Source organism: Frigoribacterium sp. Leaf8 (assembly GCF_001421165.1).
GTDB lineage: Bacteria > Actinomycetota > Actinomycetes > Actinomycetales > Microbacteriaceae > Frigoribacterium.
This window is the reverse complement of sequence record NZ_LMKB01000005.1, coordinates 418,289-435,546: the sequence shown is the minus strand read 5'-3', so window position 1 is coordinate 435,546 and position 17,258 is coordinate 418,289. Positions and strand designations below refer to the sequence as shown.

13 protein-coding genes and 1 pseudogene are annotated in these 17,258 nt (G+C 71.9%); 12 read left to right on the top strand and 2 right to left on the bottom strand.

Going from position 1 to position 17,258, the window contains the following annotated elements:
- Positions 1 to 10 precede the first annotated feature (10 nt).
- The 4 genes and pseudogenes from leuS to holA all read left to right on the top strand — a co-directional run bounded on the left by leuS (position 11) and on the right by holA (position 6,848).
- A complete protein-coding gene (gene leuS / locus ASL10_RS06765) occupies positions 11 to 2,557 on the top strand; it encodes a leucine--tRNA ligase (protein ID WP_369794399.1) in 2,547 nt (848 codons plus the stop codon).
- 104 nt (positions 2,558 to 2,661) lie between these two features.
- Positions 2,662 to 3,366, top strand: coding sequence for a ComEA family DNA-binding protein (locus ASL10_RS06760; protein WP_056045698.1), 705 nt, complete (start codon positions 2,662 to 2,664; stop codon positions 3,364 to 3,366).
- Positions 3,367 to 3,719: 353 nt separating this feature from the next.
- Positions 3,720 to 5,162, top strand: a pseudogene (locus tag ASL10_RS16675) (ComEC/Rec2 family competence protein); the annotation flags it as partial.
- A 651-nt stretch (positions 5,163 to 5,813) separates the two neighbouring features.
- Positions 5,814 to 6,848, top strand: a complete 1,035-nt coding sequence (gene holA, locus ASL10_RS16515; RefSeq protein ID WP_056047549.1) for a DNA polymerase III subunit delta — start codon at positions 5,814 to 5,816, stop codon at positions 6,846 to 6,848.
- Between the two features lie 117 nt (positions 6,849 to 6,965).
- On the opposite strand, the gene rpsT is transcribed toward holA, so the two are convergent.
- Positions 6,966 to 7,226, bottom strand: coding sequence for a 30S ribosomal protein S20 (rpsT, locus tag ASL10_RS06750; protein WP_043596189.1), 261 nt, complete (start codon positions 7,224 to 7,226; stop codon positions 6,966 to 6,968).
- Positions 7,227 to 7,469: 243 nt separating this feature from the next.
- Between rpsT and ASL10_RS06745 the strand changes: the two genes are divergently transcribed.
- From ASL10_RS06745 to hemW, 5 genes are all read left to right on the top strand, one after another.
- Positions 7,470 to 8,621: a pyridoxal phosphate-dependent aminotransferase gene (locus ASL10_RS06745; RefSeq protein ID WP_056045696.1), complete on the top strand. Its 1,152-nt coding sequence runs from the start codon at positions 7,470 to 7,472 to the stop codon at positions 8,619 to 8,621.
- A 54-nt stretch (positions 8,622 to 8,675) separates the two neighbouring features.
- On the top strand, positions 8,676 to 8,984 hold the full coding sequence (locus ASL10_RS06740; RefSeq protein ID WP_056045693.1) for a DUF4190 domain-containing protein: 309 nt from the start codon (positions 8,676 to 8,678) through the stop codon (positions 8,982 to 8,984).
- Positions 8,985 to 9,525: 541 nt separating this feature from the next.
- Positions 9,526 to 11,376 (top strand): translation elongation factor 4, encoded by a 1,851-nt coding sequence (gene lepA / locus ASL10_RS06735; protein ID WP_056045691.1) that lies wholly within the window; start codon positions 9,526 to 9,528, stop codon positions 11,374 to 11,376.
- 5 nt (positions 11,377 to 11,381) lie between these two features.
- The gene (locus tag ASL10_RS06730; protein ID WP_082460247.1) at positions 11,382 to 12,155 is read left to right on the top strand and encodes a DUF1990 family protein; all 774 of its coding nucleotides are present in this window, start codon (positions 11,382 to 11,384) and stop codon (positions 12,153 to 12,155) included.
- 2 nt (positions 12,156 to 12,157) lie between these two features.
- On the top strand, positions 12,158 to 13,384 hold the full coding sequence (hemW, locus tag ASL10_RS06725) for a radical SAM family heme chaperone HemW (protein ID WP_056045689.1): 1,227 nt from the start codon (positions 12,158 to 12,160) through the stop codon (positions 13,382 to 13,384).
- Between the two features lie 152 nt (positions 13,385 to 13,536).
- On the opposite strand, the gene ASL10_RS16510 is transcribed toward hemW, so the two are convergent.
- Positions 13,537 to 14,040 (bottom strand): DUF4870 domain-containing protein, encoded by a 504-nt coding sequence (locus ASL10_RS16510; RefSeq protein WP_233568332.1) that lies wholly within the window; start codon positions 14,038 to 14,040, stop codon positions 13,537 to 13,539.
- 180 nt (positions 14,041 to 14,220) lie between these two features.
- Here ASL10_RS16510 and hrcA point away from each other — a divergent pair, with 180 nt between their 5' ends.
- The 3 genes from hrcA (at position 14,221) to ASL10_RS06705 (ending at position 17,215) form a co-directional block, all read left to right on the top strand.
- On the top strand, positions 14,221 to 15,243 hold the full coding sequence (hrcA, locus tag ASL10_RS06715; RefSeq protein ID WP_056045687.1) for a heat-inducible transcriptional repressor HrcA: 1,023 nt from the start codon (positions 14,221 to 14,223) through the stop codon (positions 15,241 to 15,243).
- Positions 15,244 to 15,353: 110 nt separating this feature from the next.
- The gene (dnaJ, locus tag ASL10_RS06710) at positions 15,354 to 16,469 is read left to right on the top strand and encodes a molecular chaperone DnaJ (RefSeq protein WP_056045682.1); all 1,116 of its coding nucleotides are present in this window, start codon (positions 15,354 to 15,356) and stop codon (positions 16,467 to 16,469) included.
- Positions 16,470 to 16,471: 2 nt separating this feature from the next.
- Complete coding sequence (locus ASL10_RS06705) at positions 16,472 to 17,215, top strand: 16S rRNA (uracil(1498)-N(3))-methyltransferase (protein ID WP_056045678.1); 744 nt, start codon at positions 16,472 to 16,474, stop codon at positions 17,213 to 17,215.
- Positions 17,216 to 17,258: the final 43 nt, after the last annotated feature.

Here is a 17,258-nt window from a genome sequence, read left to right as displayed (position 1 = left end):
CCACGACGGCGTGCCCGAACGCGAGTACGACGTCGCCCGCCTGCAAGAGAAGTGGCAGGCCCGGTGGGACGCCGAGCAGCCGTTCGTCGTCGACCCCGACGACAAGCGGCCGCGCAAGTACATCCTCGACATGTTCCCCTACCCCTCGGGCGACCTGCACATGGGCCACGCCGAGCAGTACGCCCTCGGCGACATGGTGACGCGCTACTGGCGCCAGCAGGGCTTCAACGTGCTGCACCCGATCGGCTGGGACAGCTTCGGGCTCCCCGCCGAGAACGCGGCCATCAAGCGCGGCGTCGACCCCCGCGAGTGGACCTACGCGAACATCGCGCAGCAGAAGCAGAGCATGAAGCTCTACGCCCCGTCGTTCGACTGGAGCCGGGTGCTGCACACGAGCGATCCCGAGTACTACAAGTGGAACCAGTGGCTGTTCCTCGAGATGTACAAGAAGGGCCTGGCCTACCGCAAGGACAGCTGGGTCAACTGGGACCCGGTGGACCAGACCGTGCTCGCCAACGAGCAGGTGCTGCCCGACGGCACCAGCGACCGGTCGGGTGCCGTCGTGGTCAAGAAGAAGCTAACGCAGTGGTACTTCAAGATCACCGACTACGCCGACCGTCTGCTCGACGACCTCAACCAGCTCGAGGGCCGGTGGCCGACCAAGGTGCTCAACATGCAGCGCAACTGGATCGGCCGCTCGATCGGTGCCGACGTCCACTTCGCCATCGAGGGCCGTGACGAGAAGGTCACGGTCTTCACCACGCGTCCCGACACCCTCTACGGTGCGACGTTCATGGTCGTCGCGCCCGACTCCGACCTCGCCGCCGAACTCGTCGCCGACGCGACGGACGACGTCAAGGCGACCTTCGCCGAGTACCTCGTCGAGGTGCAGAAGGCGACCGAGATCGAGCGCCAGTCGAGCGAGCGCCCCAAGACGGGCGTGCCGCTCGGCCGGGTCGCGGTCAACCCGCTCACGGGCGACCCGATGCCGGTCTGGGCCGCCGACTACGTGCTGGCCGACTACGGCCACGGCGCGGTCATGGCCGTGCCCGCGCACGACCAGCGCGACCTCGACTTCGCCCGCAAGTACGACCTCCCGGTGCGCGTCGTGGTCGACACGAACGCGCCCGTCACGGGCGTGATCCCCAAGCTCGAGCTCGACGAGGACGGCCAGGCGATCCTGCCGGACGACCTGCCCGACCTGAACCCCCGCGAGACGGGCGTGGCCCTGACCGGCGACGGCCGACTGATGAACTCGGGCGCCCTGACCGGCCTCAGCAAGTCGAACGCGATCAAGCGCGTCGTCGAACTGCTCGAGGCGTCCGGCGACGGCGGGGCGGCCAAGACGTACCGTCTGCGCGACTGGCTGATCTCGCGCCAGCGCTTCTGGGGCACGCCCATCCCGATCGTGCACGGCGCCGACGGCGTCGAGGTGCCGGTGCCCTACGACGAGCTGCCGGTCCGACTGCCGTCGACCGAGGGCCTCGACCTCAAGCCGAAGGGCAGCTCGCCGCTCGGCGCGGCCGAGGACTGGGTGAACGTGCCCGACCCGCGTGACGGGTCGCCCGCGCGTCGGGACGCCGACACGATGGACACCTTCGTCGACAGCTCGTGGTACTTCCTGCGGTTCCTCGATCCCACCGACGCCGACCGGGCCTTCGACCCGGCCCAGGCCAGCAGGTGGGCGCCGGTCGACCAGTACGTCGGGGGCGTCGAGCACGCCATCCTGCACCTGCTCTACGCGCGCTTCATCACCAAGGTGCTCTTCGACCTCGGCCACGTCGACTTCACCGAGCCCTTCAGCGCGCTGCTGAACCAGGGCATGGTGCTGCAGGACGGCGCCAAGATGAGCAAGAGCAAGGGCAACGTCGTCAGCCTCTCCGACGAGATCGAGAAGCACGGCGTCGACGCCATCCGCCTGACGATGGCCTTCGCCGGCCCGCCCGAGGACGACATCGACTGGGCCGACGTCTCGCCCGCCGGTTCGGCCAAGTTCCTGGCCCGGGCGTTCCGTCTCGCGAGCGACGTCGACAGCTCGCGCGACGTGGTGTGGGCCGACGGCGACCAGGCCCTGCGCCGGGTCACCCACCGGTTCCTCGCCGAGGCCCCGGGGCTGAGCGAGGCGTTCAAGTACAACGTCGTCGTCGCTCGCCTGATGGAGCTCACCAACGCCGTCCGCAAGGCGATCGACTCGGGTCCCGGCGCGTCCGACCCGGCGGTGCGCGAGGCGACCGAGACCGTCGCGCTGGGGCTGTCGCTGTTCGCTCCCTACACGGCTTCCGAGATGTGGGAGAAGCTCGGCTACGACGGCGGTGCCCTCGCCACGTACGGCTGGCGGAAGGCCGACCCGACGCTGCTCGTCGAGACGAGCGTCACCGCGGTGGTCCAGGTCAACGGCAAGGTGCGCGACCGGCTCGAGGTGTCGCCCAAGATCGCCTCCGACGAGCTCGAGGCGCTGGCCCGCGACTCGGCGGCCGTGCAGCGCGCGATCGGCGACAAGCAGATCGTCAACGTCATCGTGCGGGCGCCGCGCCTGGTGAACATCGCGGTGAAGTAGGTCACTCGGGGCGTCTCGTCCCCACCCGTCGACGGCCGCCCTGGCTCCCCAGGGCGGCCGTCGTCGTCCGCGCGGGCGGACGCCCGCTCGTACCGTGACGGGTCATGACCGTCAGCTTCCGCACCGCCGTCGACCCGTCCGAGCCGGGTGGTCCGCGGTGGCGCGTGGGGGTCGGGGCGGTCGTCGTCCTGCTCTTCGTGGTGCTGGCGGTGAGCGTCGCCGTGTCGGCCTTCGCCACCCGAGGAGGCGCGGCGGACGAGCTCGTGACCGTCGAGCCGGGCACCGGGGCCGAGGCCGGGGCAGGGGCCGGCACCGCATCTCCCGCGGGTGCCTCGGTCGTCTTCGTGCACGTGCACGGCCGGGTGGCGGCGCCCGGCCTGTACGAACTGCCGCACGGCGCCCGCGTCGTCGACGTGGTCGCGGCGGCCGGCGGGTTCACGGACGAGGCCGACCAGGCGGCGGTCAACCTCGCGCGGGTGCTGGTCGACGGCGAGCAGCTGCGGGTGCCGGCCGTCGGTGAGACCGCGGACGACGGGGTGGCGGGTGGTGGTAACGCGGCGGCGGGTGGGTCGGCCGCGGGGGGAACGGCGACCGGTGGCGGGACGGGGGCCGGTGGGGGGACGGTCGACCTCAACCTCGCGGACGACGCCGCGTTGCAGACGCTGCCCGGGGTGGGGCCGGCGACCGCGGCGGCGATCCTGTCCTGGCGTGACGAGAACGGCCGCTTCCGCAGCGTCGACGACCTGCTGGGGGTGCCGGGCATCGGTCCGAAGACGCTCGAGGCACTGCGCGAGCGGGTGCGGGTGTGACGCCCGGTCGCGTCCTCGACCTGCGGCTCGGGGTGCCGGTGGCCGTGGCGTGGGTCGGGCTCGCCGTGGGTTCGACCCGGCCGGGGCTGTCGCCCGTCGTGGCCGCCGTCGCCCTCGTCGTCTGCGTCGTCGCGGTCGGGCTCGTGCTCGTGGCGCGGGTGGGCGCCCTCGCCGCCGGGCAGGTCCTGCTGGTGGTGGCCCTGAGTGCCGGGGCGTGTGCCGGGCTCACGGGCCAGGCGGCGGTGCGCGACGACCGCCGTCACCCGTCGGGGCTCACGACGTCGGTGGGGCACGCGGTCACCGTCGAGGGGCGCCTGCTCGACCGGGTCGAGGCGCGGTCCGACGTCCTGACGATGTCGGTCGACCGACTCGACGTCGGCGCGGGGACCGTGGCCCTCGGGGACCGCGTCCCGGTGCGGGTGTTCGGGGCGCGCCTCGACGGTCGCCGGTCGGCCGAGATCGGGGCCCGGGTGTCGGCCCGGCTCGTCCTGGGCCCGGTGAGGTACGGCGAGTCGGTCGCGTTCGAGGGGCGGGCGGTCGAGCCGCTCGGCGTCCGCGCCGAGCCCGGGCGGACGTCGGCCTGGTCGAACGGGCTCCGCTCGGCCTTCCGTGCCGTGGCCGCAGACCTGCCGGGTGACGGCGGGGCCCTGCTGCCCGGGCTCGCGATCGGCGACATGTCGGGGGTGCCCGACGACCTCGACGACGACATGACGCAGGCGTCGCTCAGCCACCTGACGGCCGTGTCGGGCTCGAACTGCGCCGTGCTGGTCGCACTCGTGGTGCTCGTCGGGTCGGTGCTGAGGGTCCCGCGGTTGCTGCGACTCGCGATGGCCGTCGTCGTGTTGGTGGCGTTCGTCGTGCTCGTCACGCCCGAGCCGAGCATCGTCCGGGCCACCGTCATGGCGGTGCTCGTCCTCGTGCACCTCGCCGTGGCACGGCCGATCGCCGGTGTGCCCGTGATCGCGCTGGCGGTCGCCGGGCTGCTGTTCGCGGACCCGTGGTTGGCCCGCGACCTCGCCTTCGTCCTGTCGGTCCTCGCGACGTCGGGGCTCGTCGTGCTCGGAGGGCCGCTGACCGCCCTGCTGGCGCGCCTCGTGCCCGAACCCGTGGCGGCGGCCCTCGCCGTCCCCACGGCCGCGCAGCTCGCCTGCCAGCCCGTGCTGCTCGCCCTCGAACCGAGCATCGCCCTGCACGGCGTCGCCGCGAACGTGCTGGCCGGCCCGGCGGCTCCGGTGGCGACCGTGGGTGGGCTCGTCGTCTGCGTGCTCGCGCCCTGGGCGTCCGCGACCGCCGCGGCCGTCGCGTGGGCCTCGTGGCTGCCGTCGTCCTGGGTCGCGGCCGTCGCCCGGTCGGCGTCGACCTGGCCGGGCACGCGACTCGGGTGGGACGCCTCGGCGCTCGGCGTCGCCTCCCTGGTCGGCGTGACGGCCCTCGTCGTGGTCGCCGTGGTGGCCCGGGCCCGCGGCCGCCTGCGGGCCGTCGCGACGACGCTGCTGGTGGGCGTGCTGGTGGCCACCGTCGGGGTGGTGGGCGGGCGCACCGTGGTGACCCGCGCCTCCGTTCCCGACGACTGGGTCGTCGCCCAGTGCGACGTGGGGCAGGGCGACGCCGTGCTCGTCCGCAGCGCGCGGGCCGTCGCCTTGATCGACGTGGGTGACGACGAGGCCGCCGTCGACCGCTGCCTCTCGACGTTCGGCGTGCGCCACGTCGACCTGCTCGTGCTCACCCACTTCGACCGTGACCACGTCGGGGCGATCGGCTCGGTCGTCGGCCGGGTCGGCACGGCCCTCGTCGGGCCCGTGGGGCGCTCGGACGACGCCGAGGTCGTGACCGCCCTGCGCGGCGGTGGCGCCGAGGTCCAGGAGGCGCGGGTCGGCACCCGGGGACGCCTCGGCGACCACACGTGGCGGCTCCTCTGGCCGCCCACCGCGACCCCGGCGGGCAACGACGCCAGCCTCGTGGTGCGCCTCGACCCTGGCGGGTCCTGCCGGGTCGGCTGCCTCTCCCTGCTGGCCCTCGGCGATCTCGGTGAGACCGCCCAACGCCGTCTGGCCTCGTCACCCGACGGCGACGAGGGGCTCGGGCGGGTCGACGTCCTGAAGGTCTCGCACCACGGGTCGGCGGACCAGCACGCCGAGTTGTACGAGCGGGTGTCGGCCCGCGTCGGCCTGGTGGGCGTGGGGGCCGACAACTCCTACGGGCACCCGACCGACGTCGCGCTCGACCTGGTCCGGGACGGCGGGGGAGTCGTGGTCCGCAGCGACGAGGCGGGTCAGGCCGCCGTCACGCCCGTCGGCCGTGACGGCGGCGACGTCGGCCTGCGGATCTGGCGGGAGCACGCGGGGTCCGCGGGTCGAGATCGCGCGTCCGACACGTCGGTGGCGTCCTCTAGCATCGGAGGAGGCGCGGCGGGCCCCGCGTCCGTGGGACGACGTCCGAGAGGCAGCATGGCAGCGCGAGCGAGTGGCAAGACGGCGAAGAAGGCCTCGGTCGCGATCGACCAGGTCGGGTGGGACAAGATCCGCCCCGCGGCCGTGGTGCTCGTGAGCGGGCCGGAGCAGTTCCTCGCCGACCGTGCCTCGCGCCAGCTGCGCGACCAGCTCGTCGCCGAAGACCCCAGCCTCGAGGTGCACGATCTCGAGGCCGACCATTACCAGCCCGGCGAGCTCGTGACGCTGGCGAGCCCGTCGCTCTTCGCCGAGCCACGTCTCATCCGCGTCTCGAACGTCGAGAAGTGCACCGACGCCTTCCTCACCGAGACGCTGCGCTACCTCGACACGCCCGCCGACGACACGACCCTCGTGTTGCGCCACGGAGGCGGGGTCCGCGGCAAGAAGCTGCTCGACGCCGTCCGGGGCGGCACCGGCGGCGGGCTCGAGGTCGTCTGCGCCGAGCTCAAGAAAGACACCGAGAAGCTCGAGTTCGCGGCCGCCGAGTTCGCCGCCGAACGGCGTCGCATCTCGCAGGGGGCCCTCCGGGCGCTCGTGACGGCCTTCAACGACGACCTGGCCGAGCTCGCCAGCGCGTGCCAGCAGCTGATCAGCGACGCCGCGGCCGAGATCACCGAGGCCACGGTCGAGAAGTACTACTCGGGTCGGGTCGAGACCAACGCCTTCAAGGTGGCCGACGCGGCCATCGCAGGTCAGCAGGGCGAGGCTCTGGTCCTGCTCCGCCACGCGTTGTCGACCGGGGCCGATCCCGTGCCCGTGGTGGCGGCGTTCGCGATGAAGATCCGCACCATGGCCAAGGTGCAGGGCTCCTACGGCGGCTCGGGTCAACTCGCCTCGCGCTTCGGACTCGCCCCGTGGCAGGTCGAACGGGCACAACGAGACCTCCGGGGCTGGACCGAGGACGGGCTGGGCCGGTGCATCGAGCTGCTCGCCGAGACCGACGCGGCCGTCAAGGGCGCCGAGCGCGATCCAGTGTACGCGCTCGAGCGGATGGTGACCATGATCTCGACGCGCGGTTCGCTGCTGTCGTGAGTCGCGCCTCCTGACCGTCCGGTCGCCTGTCCTGCGGGCGAACGGGGACGACGAAGGCCCCGTCTCGATCGAGACGGGGCCTTCGTCGTCGAGCCCGGGGGCTCGGGGGAGGGGAGCCTAGAGGGCGCCGACCTGCTTCGCGATGGACGACTTGCGGTTCGCGGCCTGGTTCTGGTGGATGACGCCCTTGCTGGCGGCCTTGTCGAGCTTCTTCGACGCGAGGAGCAGAGCCGAGGTGGCCTTGTCCTTATCGCCGGCGGCGATGGCCTCGCGGGTGGCGCGGACGGCGGTCTTGAGCTCGCTCTTGACGGCGCGGTTGCGGTCCTGGGCCTTCTTGTTGGTGCCGATGCGCTTGATCTGCGACTTGATGTTTGCCACGTGAACTACTTTCTGGATTCTGAGTATCGGACGATGTGCGCCAGCCGAGCGTCCGACCGACGTGAATCGGTCGACCCGGTGCTGCCGCCGGTGATGGCCACCGGAGCGGCTCTCGGCTGCGATCGCGTTCCGCCACTGCAGACGTAACGCGCAAGCCAACAGGCAACGTTACCAGCAGCGAGCCCGACTCTCAACGAACGTCGACCGGTCGGCGTGCCGTGTCGTGCGGGGTACCGTGCCATCATGCCTCAGCTCGCACCCCACATGACCACCGTGCCCGCTTCCGGAATCCGTCGGGTCTACGAGCTCGCGGCGCAGCTCGACGGCGTCGACATGCTCGTGGTGGGCGAACCCGACGTGCCCGTCGCCCGCCACATCGCCGACGCCGCACGCCGCGCCTGGGCCGACGACCGCACCGACTACACGCCTAACGGCGGCATCCCGGCCCTGCGCGAGGCGCTCGTGGACAAACTCGCCCGGGAGAACGACGTGCACGTGGACCTCGAGCAGGTCTGGGTCACCGTCGGGGGGACGCAGGCCCTGCACCAGACGATGGGACTGCTGCTCGCGGCCGGCGACGAGGTGCTGGTGCCGGACCCCGGCTACACGACGTTCACGATGAACGCCCACATGCTCGACGCCGTGCCCGTGCCCTACACGTTGGCCCCCGAGCTCGGCTTCCACCCCGACCTCGACGAACTCGAGAACCTCGTCGGCGACCGCACCCGCGCCCTCATCGTCAACAGCCCGTCGAACCCGCTCGGCGTCGTCTATCCGGAGGAGACGCTGCGGCGCCTGCTGGACTTCGCCCGCCGGCACGACCTCTGGGTCATCAGCGACGAGGTCTACGAGTACTTCACCTACGGGCCGAAGCACGTCAGCCTGGCGTCGCTCGACGGCGACGACCGGGTGTTCAGCGTCTTCTCGATGAGCAAGACCTATGCCATGACGGGCGTGCGGGTCGGCTACCTCGTGACGCCCAAGGGCCTCGCGGAGACGATGCGCACGGTCCAGGAGGCGGCCATCAGCTGCGTCGCCGAGCCCGACCAGTGCGCCGCCCTCGCCGCCGTCGTGGGGGACCACCAGCCCGTGGCCGACGCCCGCGAGCACTATCGGAGCAACCTGGACCTCGCCACGACGCTGCTCGACGAGCGCGGCATCCGGTACCTCGAGCCCACCGGCGCCTTCTACCTCTGGATCGACGTCAGCCACGCGTCGCAGGGCGACGTGGCGGCGTGGGCCGAGAGGTTCCTGCTGTCGGAGCGCGTCGCGGTCGCGCCGGGCAGTGCGTTCGGCCGGAGCGGCGAGGGGTGGATCCGCGTCTGCCTCGCGTCGTCACCCGAGGTGATCACCCGGGGGCTCGGCAAACTGCCGGCGCCGGGCGACCCCCGCTGAGATCCGGGGGTCAGCCCCCTGGGGTCGCCGCGAGGGGCTTCCTAGGCTCGGAACATGACGAATCAACCCGTGCACACGACCTTCTCCGCCTCCACCACCGGCGTCCGTTCGCCCCTCGCCGTCTGGAGCCTCGTCCTCGGCCTCGCCTCGATCGGCTTCGGCTTCACCTTCGTCGTCCCGATCGCCGGCCTCGTCCTCGGCATCCTGTCCCGCCGCCGTGAGCCCGAGGGTCGCACCATGGCGCTCGTCGGCATCGTCTCGTCCGCCGTCATGCTCGTGGGCACGCTGATCGCCCTGGCGATCGGCCTCGCCGTCGTCGGGGGTGCGGGCGTCCTCGCGCTCCTTCCCGGCACCGCCGCCTGACCCTCGGCCCGGCAGTCCCGCCCGGCGGGCCCGCCCGGCGGTCCCGCCCGGCGGGCCCGTCCCGCGTTCCGGCTCGCGCCTCCCGCGCCCGCGCTCATCTCGCGGTCCGGCTCGCGCCTCCCGCGCCCGCGCTCGTCCCGCGCTCATCCCGCGGCCCGGCTCGCGTCGCCCGCGTCGGCAACTCCTGCCTGCCGTCGCACGCCCGACGCGACGCCGGGGAGACCGACCGCCCGAGCGGCACCGGCCAGGAGTTGCCCGCACCGCCCCTCTGGCTCGCATCCCCCTCTGACCCACCCGCCGACCGGCCCACCCGCTCGCCCGCCCCGCGGCGTCCCGCGCGCACGGCATCCGGTGCGGCCACGGTGTCGGCAACTCCTGCCCGCCGTCACGGCGCGAGCCGTCCACCGGGGGAGGCGCGGTGCCGGTCGCGGCACCGGGCAGGAGTTGCCGATGTACGGCCCCGCGCGGGCCGACGCCCGATCCGTCGCCCGGGCGTGGGAGAATCGTGCGGTACCCCCGCCCACCACCCCCAGAGGATCGTGTGAGTCCCCAAGCAACCCGCGCACTCGAGCCGGCGTCGACCGAGCCCGAGTCCCTCCGCAACTTCTGCATCATCGCGCACATCGACCACGGCAAGTCGACCCTCGCCGACCGCATGCTCGGCATCACCGGTGTGGTCGAGTCGCGTGCGATGCGTGCCCAGTACCTCGACCGCATGGACATCGAGCGCGAGCGCGGGATCACGATCAAGAGCCAGGCGGTGCGCATGCCGTGGGAGCGCAACGGCGAGACCTTCGCGCTCAACATGATCGACACCCCCGGCCACGTGGACTTCAGCTACGAGGTCTCCCGCTCGCTGGCCGCGTGCGAGGGGGCGATCCTGCTGGTCGACGCGGCGCAGGGCATCGAGGCGCAGACCCTGGCGAACCTCTACCTGGCGCTCGAGAACGACCTCGAGATCATCCCGGTGCTCAACAAGATCGACCTCCCGGCGGCCGACCCCGACAAGTACGCCGCCGAGCTGGCGGGCCTGATCGGCGGCGACCCCGCCGACGTGCTGCGGGTCAGCGGCAAGACCGGAATGGGCGTCGAAGAGCTCCTCGACCGCGTCGTCGACCGCATCCCCTCGCCCGTCGGCGTCAAGGACGCACCGCCCCGCGCGATGATCTTCGACTCGGTCTACGACAGCTACCGCGGCGTCGTGACGTACATCCGCATGATCGACGGCACCCTGCACCCTCGCGAGAAGGTGCAGATGATGTCGACGAAGTCGACCCACGACATCCTCGAGATCGGCGTCTCGTCACCCGAGCCCGTCCCGAGCCAGGGGCTGTCGGTCGGCGAGGTCGGCTACCTCATCACCGGCGTGAAGGACGTCCGCCTCTCGAAGGTGGGCGACACCGTCACGACGTCGGCCAAGCCCGCGACCGAGGCCCTGAGCGGGTACACCGAACCGCTGCCGATGGTGTTCTCGGGGCTCTACCCGATCGACGGCAGCGATTACCCCCTCCTGCGCGAGGCCCTCGACAAGCTCAAGCTGTCCGACGCCGCGCTGGTGTACGAGCCCGAGACCTCGGTGGCCCTCGGCTTCGGCTTCCGCTGTGGGTTCCTCGGCCTGCTCCACCTCGAGATCGTCACCGAACGGCTCGACCGCGAGTTCGGCCTCGACCTCATCACGACGGCCCCGAGCGTCATCTACGAGGTCACCACCGAAGACAAGAAGACCGTCACGGTCACCAACCCGAGCGAGTTCCCGGGCGGCAAGATCGCGAGCGTCAGCGAGCCCATGGTCAAGGCGGGCATCCTCGCGCCCAAGGACTACGTCGGCGTGATCATGGAGCTCTGCCAGCAGCGCCGCGGCACCCTGCTGGGCATGGAGTACCTCGGCGAGGACCGGGTCGAGATCCGTTACGCGATGCCCCTCGGCGAGATCGTGTTCGACTTCTTCGACAGCCTCAAGTCGAAGACGGCGGGCTACGCCAGCCTCGACTACGAGCCCATCGGCGATCAAGAGGCCGACCTGGTCAAGGTCGACATCCTGTTGCAGGGTGAGCAGGTCGACGCCTTCAGCGCGATCGTGCACCGCGACAAGGCCTACGCCTACGGGGTGCTCATGACGGGCAGGCTGCGCGAACTCATCCCGAGGCAGCAGTTCGAGGTCCCCATCCAGGCCGCCATCGGTGCCCGGATCATCGCCCGCGAGAGCATCCGGGCCATGCGCAAGGACGTCCTGGCGAAGTGCTACGGCGGCGACATCTCGCGCAAGCGCAAACTCCTCGAGAAGCAGAAAGAGGGCAAGAAGCGCATGAAGACCATCGGTCGGGTCGACGTGCCCCAAGAGGCCTTCATCGCCGCCCTCAGCGGCGACGTCGAGAAGAAAGACAAGAAGTAGGGTCCATGCGTCGAGCCACCCACACCGAGACCCGCACGACCTACGGCGAGGTCGGGGCGACGCAGGCCCCCGACCTCATGCAGTACCCGCCGAAGGGGTTCAAGCCGGCCGAGTACCGGGCTCGCGTCGGCCACGGCGACGCCCGCTTCGCCGCGGCCTGGATCGCCACCATGACCTGGCAGATCCAGGAGCGCAGCGGCATCCGCGTCCGGGTCGACAGCGTGCCGCCGGCCGACGAGAGCGAGTACACGCCCGTCCAGTTTGACGAGCACGGGCAACCGGTCGACGCCGCCGAGTGGGCGACCGCGCGTGACGAGTCGCGCTACTCGCCCGACGGCACGCCCTTCCTCACGGCGGGCACGACGGCCACGCTGAGCATCGAGGCCTACGGGCGCACGGTCGAGGCCCCGGTGCGCGTCGTCTACGTGATCGACGAACCGAAGCGCAAGGGTTTCGCGTACGGAACCCTCGACGGCCATCCCGAGAGCGGCGAGGAGTCCTGGATCGTCGACCAGACAGACGACGGTTCGGTGTGGCTCTCCATCCGGTCGTTCTCGAAGCCGTCGAGCGCGAAGTGGCGCCTCGTGGCACCGTTCCTGCGACGCACGCAGGCGCAGTACACGAAGCGGTACCTGAGGGCACTGAGCCTCAACGAAAAGGGCGAGCAGACCGACGAGGTCGTCGTCGTCGAAGACACCGAGGCCGGCGTCGGCGACCCCCGCGGTGACGAGCGCCCCCCGACCGGCCCGCGCGGCGACGCCGCGGGAACCGGCGCCTGACGGTGCCCGGAGCCCTTCCCCTCGGCGATCCCGCCCCCGTCGACGGACGCCTGCCCGAGACCGTCGCCGTCGGCGCGGACGACCGCAACTTCGGGGTCTACCTGCACGTCCCGTTCTGCCGCGTGCGCTGCGGGTACTGCGACTTCAACACCTACACGGGCGACGAGCTGCGTGGCACTCGTCGCGACGACTACGCCGGGCAGGCCGTCACCGAGATCGAGCTCGGGGGCCGGGTGCTGCGCGAGGCGGGGCTCCCGCCGCGCCGCGCCTCCTCGGTGTTCTTCGGCGGGGGCACCCCGACGATGCTGCCCTCGGGCGACCTCACGTCGATGCTCCACGCGATGGTCGACACCTGGGGTCTCGAGCCCGGCGCCGAGGTGACGACCGAGGCGAACCCCGACTCGGTCGACGCCGCGTACCTGCAGCAGCTCGCCGACGTCGGCTTCACGCGCGTCAGCTTCGGCATGCAGTCGGCCGTCCCGAGCGTGCTCGCCACCCTCGAGCGCACGCACGACCCCGAGCGCATCCCGTTCGTGGTGCGCTGGGCCCGTGACGCCGGGCTCGACGTCAGCCTCGACCTCATCTACGGCACACCCGGCGAGACCCTCGACGACTGGAGGCGTTCGCTCGACGTCGCCCTCGAGCAGGAGCCAGACCACCTCTCCGCGTACTCGCTGATCGTCGAGGACGGCACGAAGCTCGCCCGCCAGATCAAGCGGGGCGAGGTCCCGATGCCCGACGACGACACCGCGGCCGACATGTACGAGATCGCGGACGACCGGCTCGCCGGCGCGGGCTACGACTGGTACGAGGTCAGCAACTGGTCGCGTGGCGTCGAGCACCGTTCCCGCCACAACCTGGCGTACTGGCAGGGCCACGACTGGTGGGGCGTCGGCCCGGGCGCGCACAGTCACGTCGGTGGCGTCCGCTGGTGGAACGTCAAGCACCCCGCCGCCTATCAGCAGCGCATGGCCGCGGGTGAGTCGCCGGCCGCCGGGCGCGAGACCCTCGACGACGAGACCCGTCGGGTCGAGCGCGTCCTGCTCGGGGTGCGCATCCGCGAGGGGCTGCCCACCTCCGAGCTCGACGACGACGGACGCCGGGCCGTCGGTGGCCTCATCGCCGACGGCTGGGTCGAGGGGCGTCCGGCCCTGCGGGGTCGTGTCGTGCTCACGCGCGAGGGGCGGCTCATGGCCGACGCCGTCGTGCGGCGTCTGCTGCCCGACTGAGCGTCCCGATCGTCCTGATCGCCGCGGCGACCCGCGGTGGCGACCAGGAGGCGCGGGCCCGGAACGCAGGAGGCGCGGGCCCGGAACGCAGGAGGCGCGGCTCCCGGGGGGAGTCGCGCCTCGCGTCGTGCCCGTCCGGGCCGGTCGACCGTCTACTTGACGAACTCGATGGTCAGCGGGTACTTGTACCACTCGCCCTTGTTGGCCGCGACGGCGGCGATGATCGAGAAGATGATCACGAGGATGCCGGCGACGAGGGCGAGCACCCCTCCGATGACGATGATCGACAGGATCGCCGAGATCACGTAGACGATGGCCATCGTGATCTGGAAGTTCAGCGCGGTCCTGGTGTGCTCCCGGATGAACGGGCCGCGGTCCTTCAACACGAGGTAGCCGACGAGGGCGGGGACGAACGCGAAGAGGATCCCGCCGAGGTGGATGAGCGTCGACCAGAGCTTCTCGTCCTCGGGGCGCATCGGCTGGACGGGCTGCGGCTGGTAGCCGGGCTGCTGGCCGAAGCCGGGGCCGGACTGCTGGCCCTGGCCGGGCTGACCCTGGCCGGGCAGACCCTGCCCGTACGGCTGGCCGGGCTGACCGTTCTGGCCGGGCTGGCCGTTCTGCGGGCCGTTCGGCTGGGCGGGAGGGTTCTCGGTCATGGCTGCACCTGTTCGTGAGTGTCCTGCGGATGTCCCCGCCACCCTAGGGCAGCCGGGTGCGGCCCGAGTAGGCCTCGCGACGGAGGTGTCGTACGATTGGCAGTCCGGCACGTCGAGTGCCAGGCCCGGTCGCCCGGCGTGCGGACGACCCGGGGGACGTCGAGCGAAGAGAGGTGCGTCATGGTCTCCGAACGCGGTCTCGAAGTGCTTCGCGTCATCGTGCACGACTACGTCGCGTCCCGTGAGCCGGTCGGGTCGAAGTCCATCGTCGAGCGACACCAGTTCGGCGTCTCGGCGGCGACCATCCGCAACGACATGGCGCTGCTCGAAGAAGAAGAGCTCATCGCGGCACCGCACACCTCGTCGGGACGCGTGCCGACCGACAAGGGCTACCGGCTCTTCGTCAACCAGCTCGCCGACCTGCGCCCGCTCAGCGCGGCCCAGCGTCAGGCCATCGAGACGTTCCTGGGCGACTCCACCGACCTCGACGAGGTGCTCGGTCGGACGGTCCGGCTCCTGTCGCAACTCACCAACCAGGTGGCCCTGGTGCAGTACCCCACCTTCTCCCGGGCCCGCGTGCGTCACGTCGAGCTGGTCAGCCTGGGCGACGGTCGCGTCATGACGGTGCTGATCACCGACAGCGGCCAGGTCGAGCAGCGGGTCGTCGACATCCGCACCGCCGTCGACGAGTCCTTCCTGTCCGAGTTGCGGGCCGCCATCAACGCCGCGGTCGGCGGTCGGCCCCTGGGTGAGGCCTCCACCGCCCTCACCGACCTGCCGGCGCGGTTCCGTCCCGACCTCGCGGCGGTCGTCGGCGTGGTCGTCGCGAGTCTCACCGAGCAGATCGCCGCCGGACGTCAGGACCGCCTCGTCATGGCCGGTGCGGCGAACCTGGTGCGCACGGGCGACGACTTCAGCGGCGACCTCTTCCCCGTGCTCGAGGCGATCGAAGAGCAGGTGGCCCTCTTGCGGCTCTTCGGCGAGATGCAACTCGACGCCGTCGACGTGGCCGCGAGCATCGGCCGCGAGAACGCGTCGTTCGGGTTGTCCCAGGCGTCCGTGCTGGCCAGCGGGTACTCGACGCAGGGCAGCGAGATCGCGAGGCTCGGCGTGCTCGGGCCCATGCGCATGGACTACTCGACCAACATGGCGGCGGTCCGTGCCGTCGCGCGGTACCTGTCGTCGCTGCTCACCGAGCGGTAGCCGACCACCACGGCCCCGGCCGTCCCACGACCCCCAATCCCCGTCCCGGTCCGCCGGGCCCGGCCCCGCCGGGAAGACCACCACACCACACCAGAGGCAGACGAGAACCAGTGGCAGATCATTACGACGTCCTCGGAGTCGACCGTCAGGCGACCCCGGAAGAGATCAAGAAGGCGTACCGCAAGCTCGCCCGCGAGCTTCACCCCGACGTCAATCCCAGCCCCGACGCGTCCGAACGGTTCAAGGACGTCACGCACGCCTACGACGTGCTCAGCGACCCGCAGCAGCGCGAACGCTACGACCTCGGCCCCCAGCCCGGCTTGGGTGGCGGCGGCGGAGGCGGGGCCGCCGGCTTCGGCGACATCTTCGACGCGTTCTTCGGCGGCGGTGGCCAGGGCCAGCGTCAGGGTCCGCGGTCCCGGCGGGAACGCGGGCAGGACGCGCTCCTGCGCCTCGAGGTCGACCTCGAGGACATCGTCTTCGGCACGCAGCGCGACATCGAGGTCGACACGGCCGTCCTCTGCGACACGTGCAGCGGCTCGTGCTGCGCACCCGGCACCTCGCCCCAGACCTGCGACATCTGCGGTGGCTCCGGCCAGATCCAGCGCACCGTGCGCTCGCTGCTCGGCAACGTCATGACGTCGAGCCCGTGCGGGACCTGCCGTGGCTACGGCACCGTCATCCCCAACCCCTGCCCGACCTGCCAGGGCCAGGGGCGCGTCCGGGCGCGACGTTCGATCCCCATCGACATCCCCGCGGGCGTCGACACCGGGCTCCGGCTCCAGCTGCCCGGTCAGGGCGAGGTCGGCCAGGCCGGTGGCCCGAACGGCGACCTGTACCTCGAGGTCAAGGTGCGTCACCACGACACCTACAGCCGCAACGGCGACGACCTGCTGGCCACGCTCGAGGTGCAGATGGCCGACGCCATCCTCGGCACGTCGACGACGCTCACCGGGCTCGACGGCGAGATCGAGGTCGAGATCAAGCCCGGCACCCAGAGTGCCGACATCCTCACCGTGAAGGACCGCGGCATCACCAGACTGCGCGGGACGGGTCGTGGCGACCTCAAGATCGGCGTCCAGGTGGTCACCCCGACCAAGCTCAGCCACAAGGAGCGCGAGCTGATCGAGAAGTTCGCCTCGGGTCGCCGCTCCCCGGCGCCCGAGCTGTCGCACTTCCAGCAGGGTCTCTTCGGCAAGTTGCGCGACCGCTTCCTGAACTTCTGATCGTGGCGCACTTCTACCTGGTCGACGACCTGGCCGCCGCCGAGGTCGGCTCGAGCGTCGAGCTGACCGGTTCCGAGGCCCGACACGCGGTCACGGTCAGCCGGGTGCGGGTGGGCGAGCCGCTGACCCTCGGCAACGGACGGGGGCTGGTGGTCCAGGGCGAGGTGTCCGAGGCGGCCCCCGAGCGGCTGGTGCTGCTCGCGACCCGGGTCGTCCGGCACGAACCGCCGACGACGCGGCTGGTCCTCGCCCAGGCGCTGGCCAAGGGCGACCGCGACGAACTCGCCGTGCAGGCCGCGACCGAGCTCGGCGTCGACGAGATCGTCCCGTGGGCCGCGGCGCGCAGCATCTCCCGCTGGGAGGGCCCCAAGGTCGCCAAGGGCCTCACCCGCTGGTCGTCGATCGTGCGCGAGGCGACCAAGCAGTCGATCCGTCCCTGGTCGCCCGAGGTCTCGGGGCTCGCGACGACGCGGCAGCTGGCCGAGCGCGCCTCCCGCGATCTCGTCCTCGTGCTCGAGCCGTCGGCCGAGCAGGCGCTCACGGCGGTCGACCTGACCGCAGGAGGCGCGGTGCCCGACCGCGTCGTCGTGGTCGTCGGTCCCGAGGGCGGGGTGTCGCCCGCCGAGCTGCACCAGCTCGCCGAGGCGGGTGCCCGCGCCGTGCGCCTCGGGGACGCCGTCCTGCGGACCTCCACGGCCGGGCCCGCCGCGCTGTCCGTGCTGAGCGCGCGACTCGGTCGCTGGTGACCTCGACGCCCCCCGGGGCCGTGTCGGCGGTCGTCGCTACGAT

Coding starts and splice junctions, on each gene's coding strand:
- ASL10_RS06730 (WP_082460247.1), top strand. CDS start 11,382: ATGCGTCGAGCCACCCACACCGAGACCCGCACGACCTACGGCGAGGTC.
- ASL10_RS06740 (WP_056045693.1), top strand. CDS start 8,676: ATGACGAATCAACCCGTGCACACGACCTTCTCCGCCTCCACCACCGGC.
- ASL10_RS06745 (WP_056045696.1), top strand. CDS start 7,470: ATGCCTCAGCTCGCACCCCACATGACCACCGTGCCCGCTTCCGGAATC.
- hrcA (WP_056045687.1), top strand. CDS start 14,221: ATGGTCTCCGAACGCGGTCTCGAAGTGCTTCGCGTCATCGTGCACGAC.
- ASL10_RS16510 (WP_233568332.1), bottom strand. CDS start 14,040: ATGACCGAGAACCCTCCCGCCCAGCCGAACGGCCCGCAGAACGGCCAG.
- ASL10_RS06760 (WP_056045698.1), top strand. CDS start 2,662: ATGACCGTCAGCTTCCGCACCGCCGTCGACCCGTCCGAGCCGGGTGGT.
- holA (WP_056047549.1), top strand. CDS start 5,814: ATGGCAGCGCGAGCGAGTGGCAAGACGGCGAAGAAGGCCTCGGTCGCG.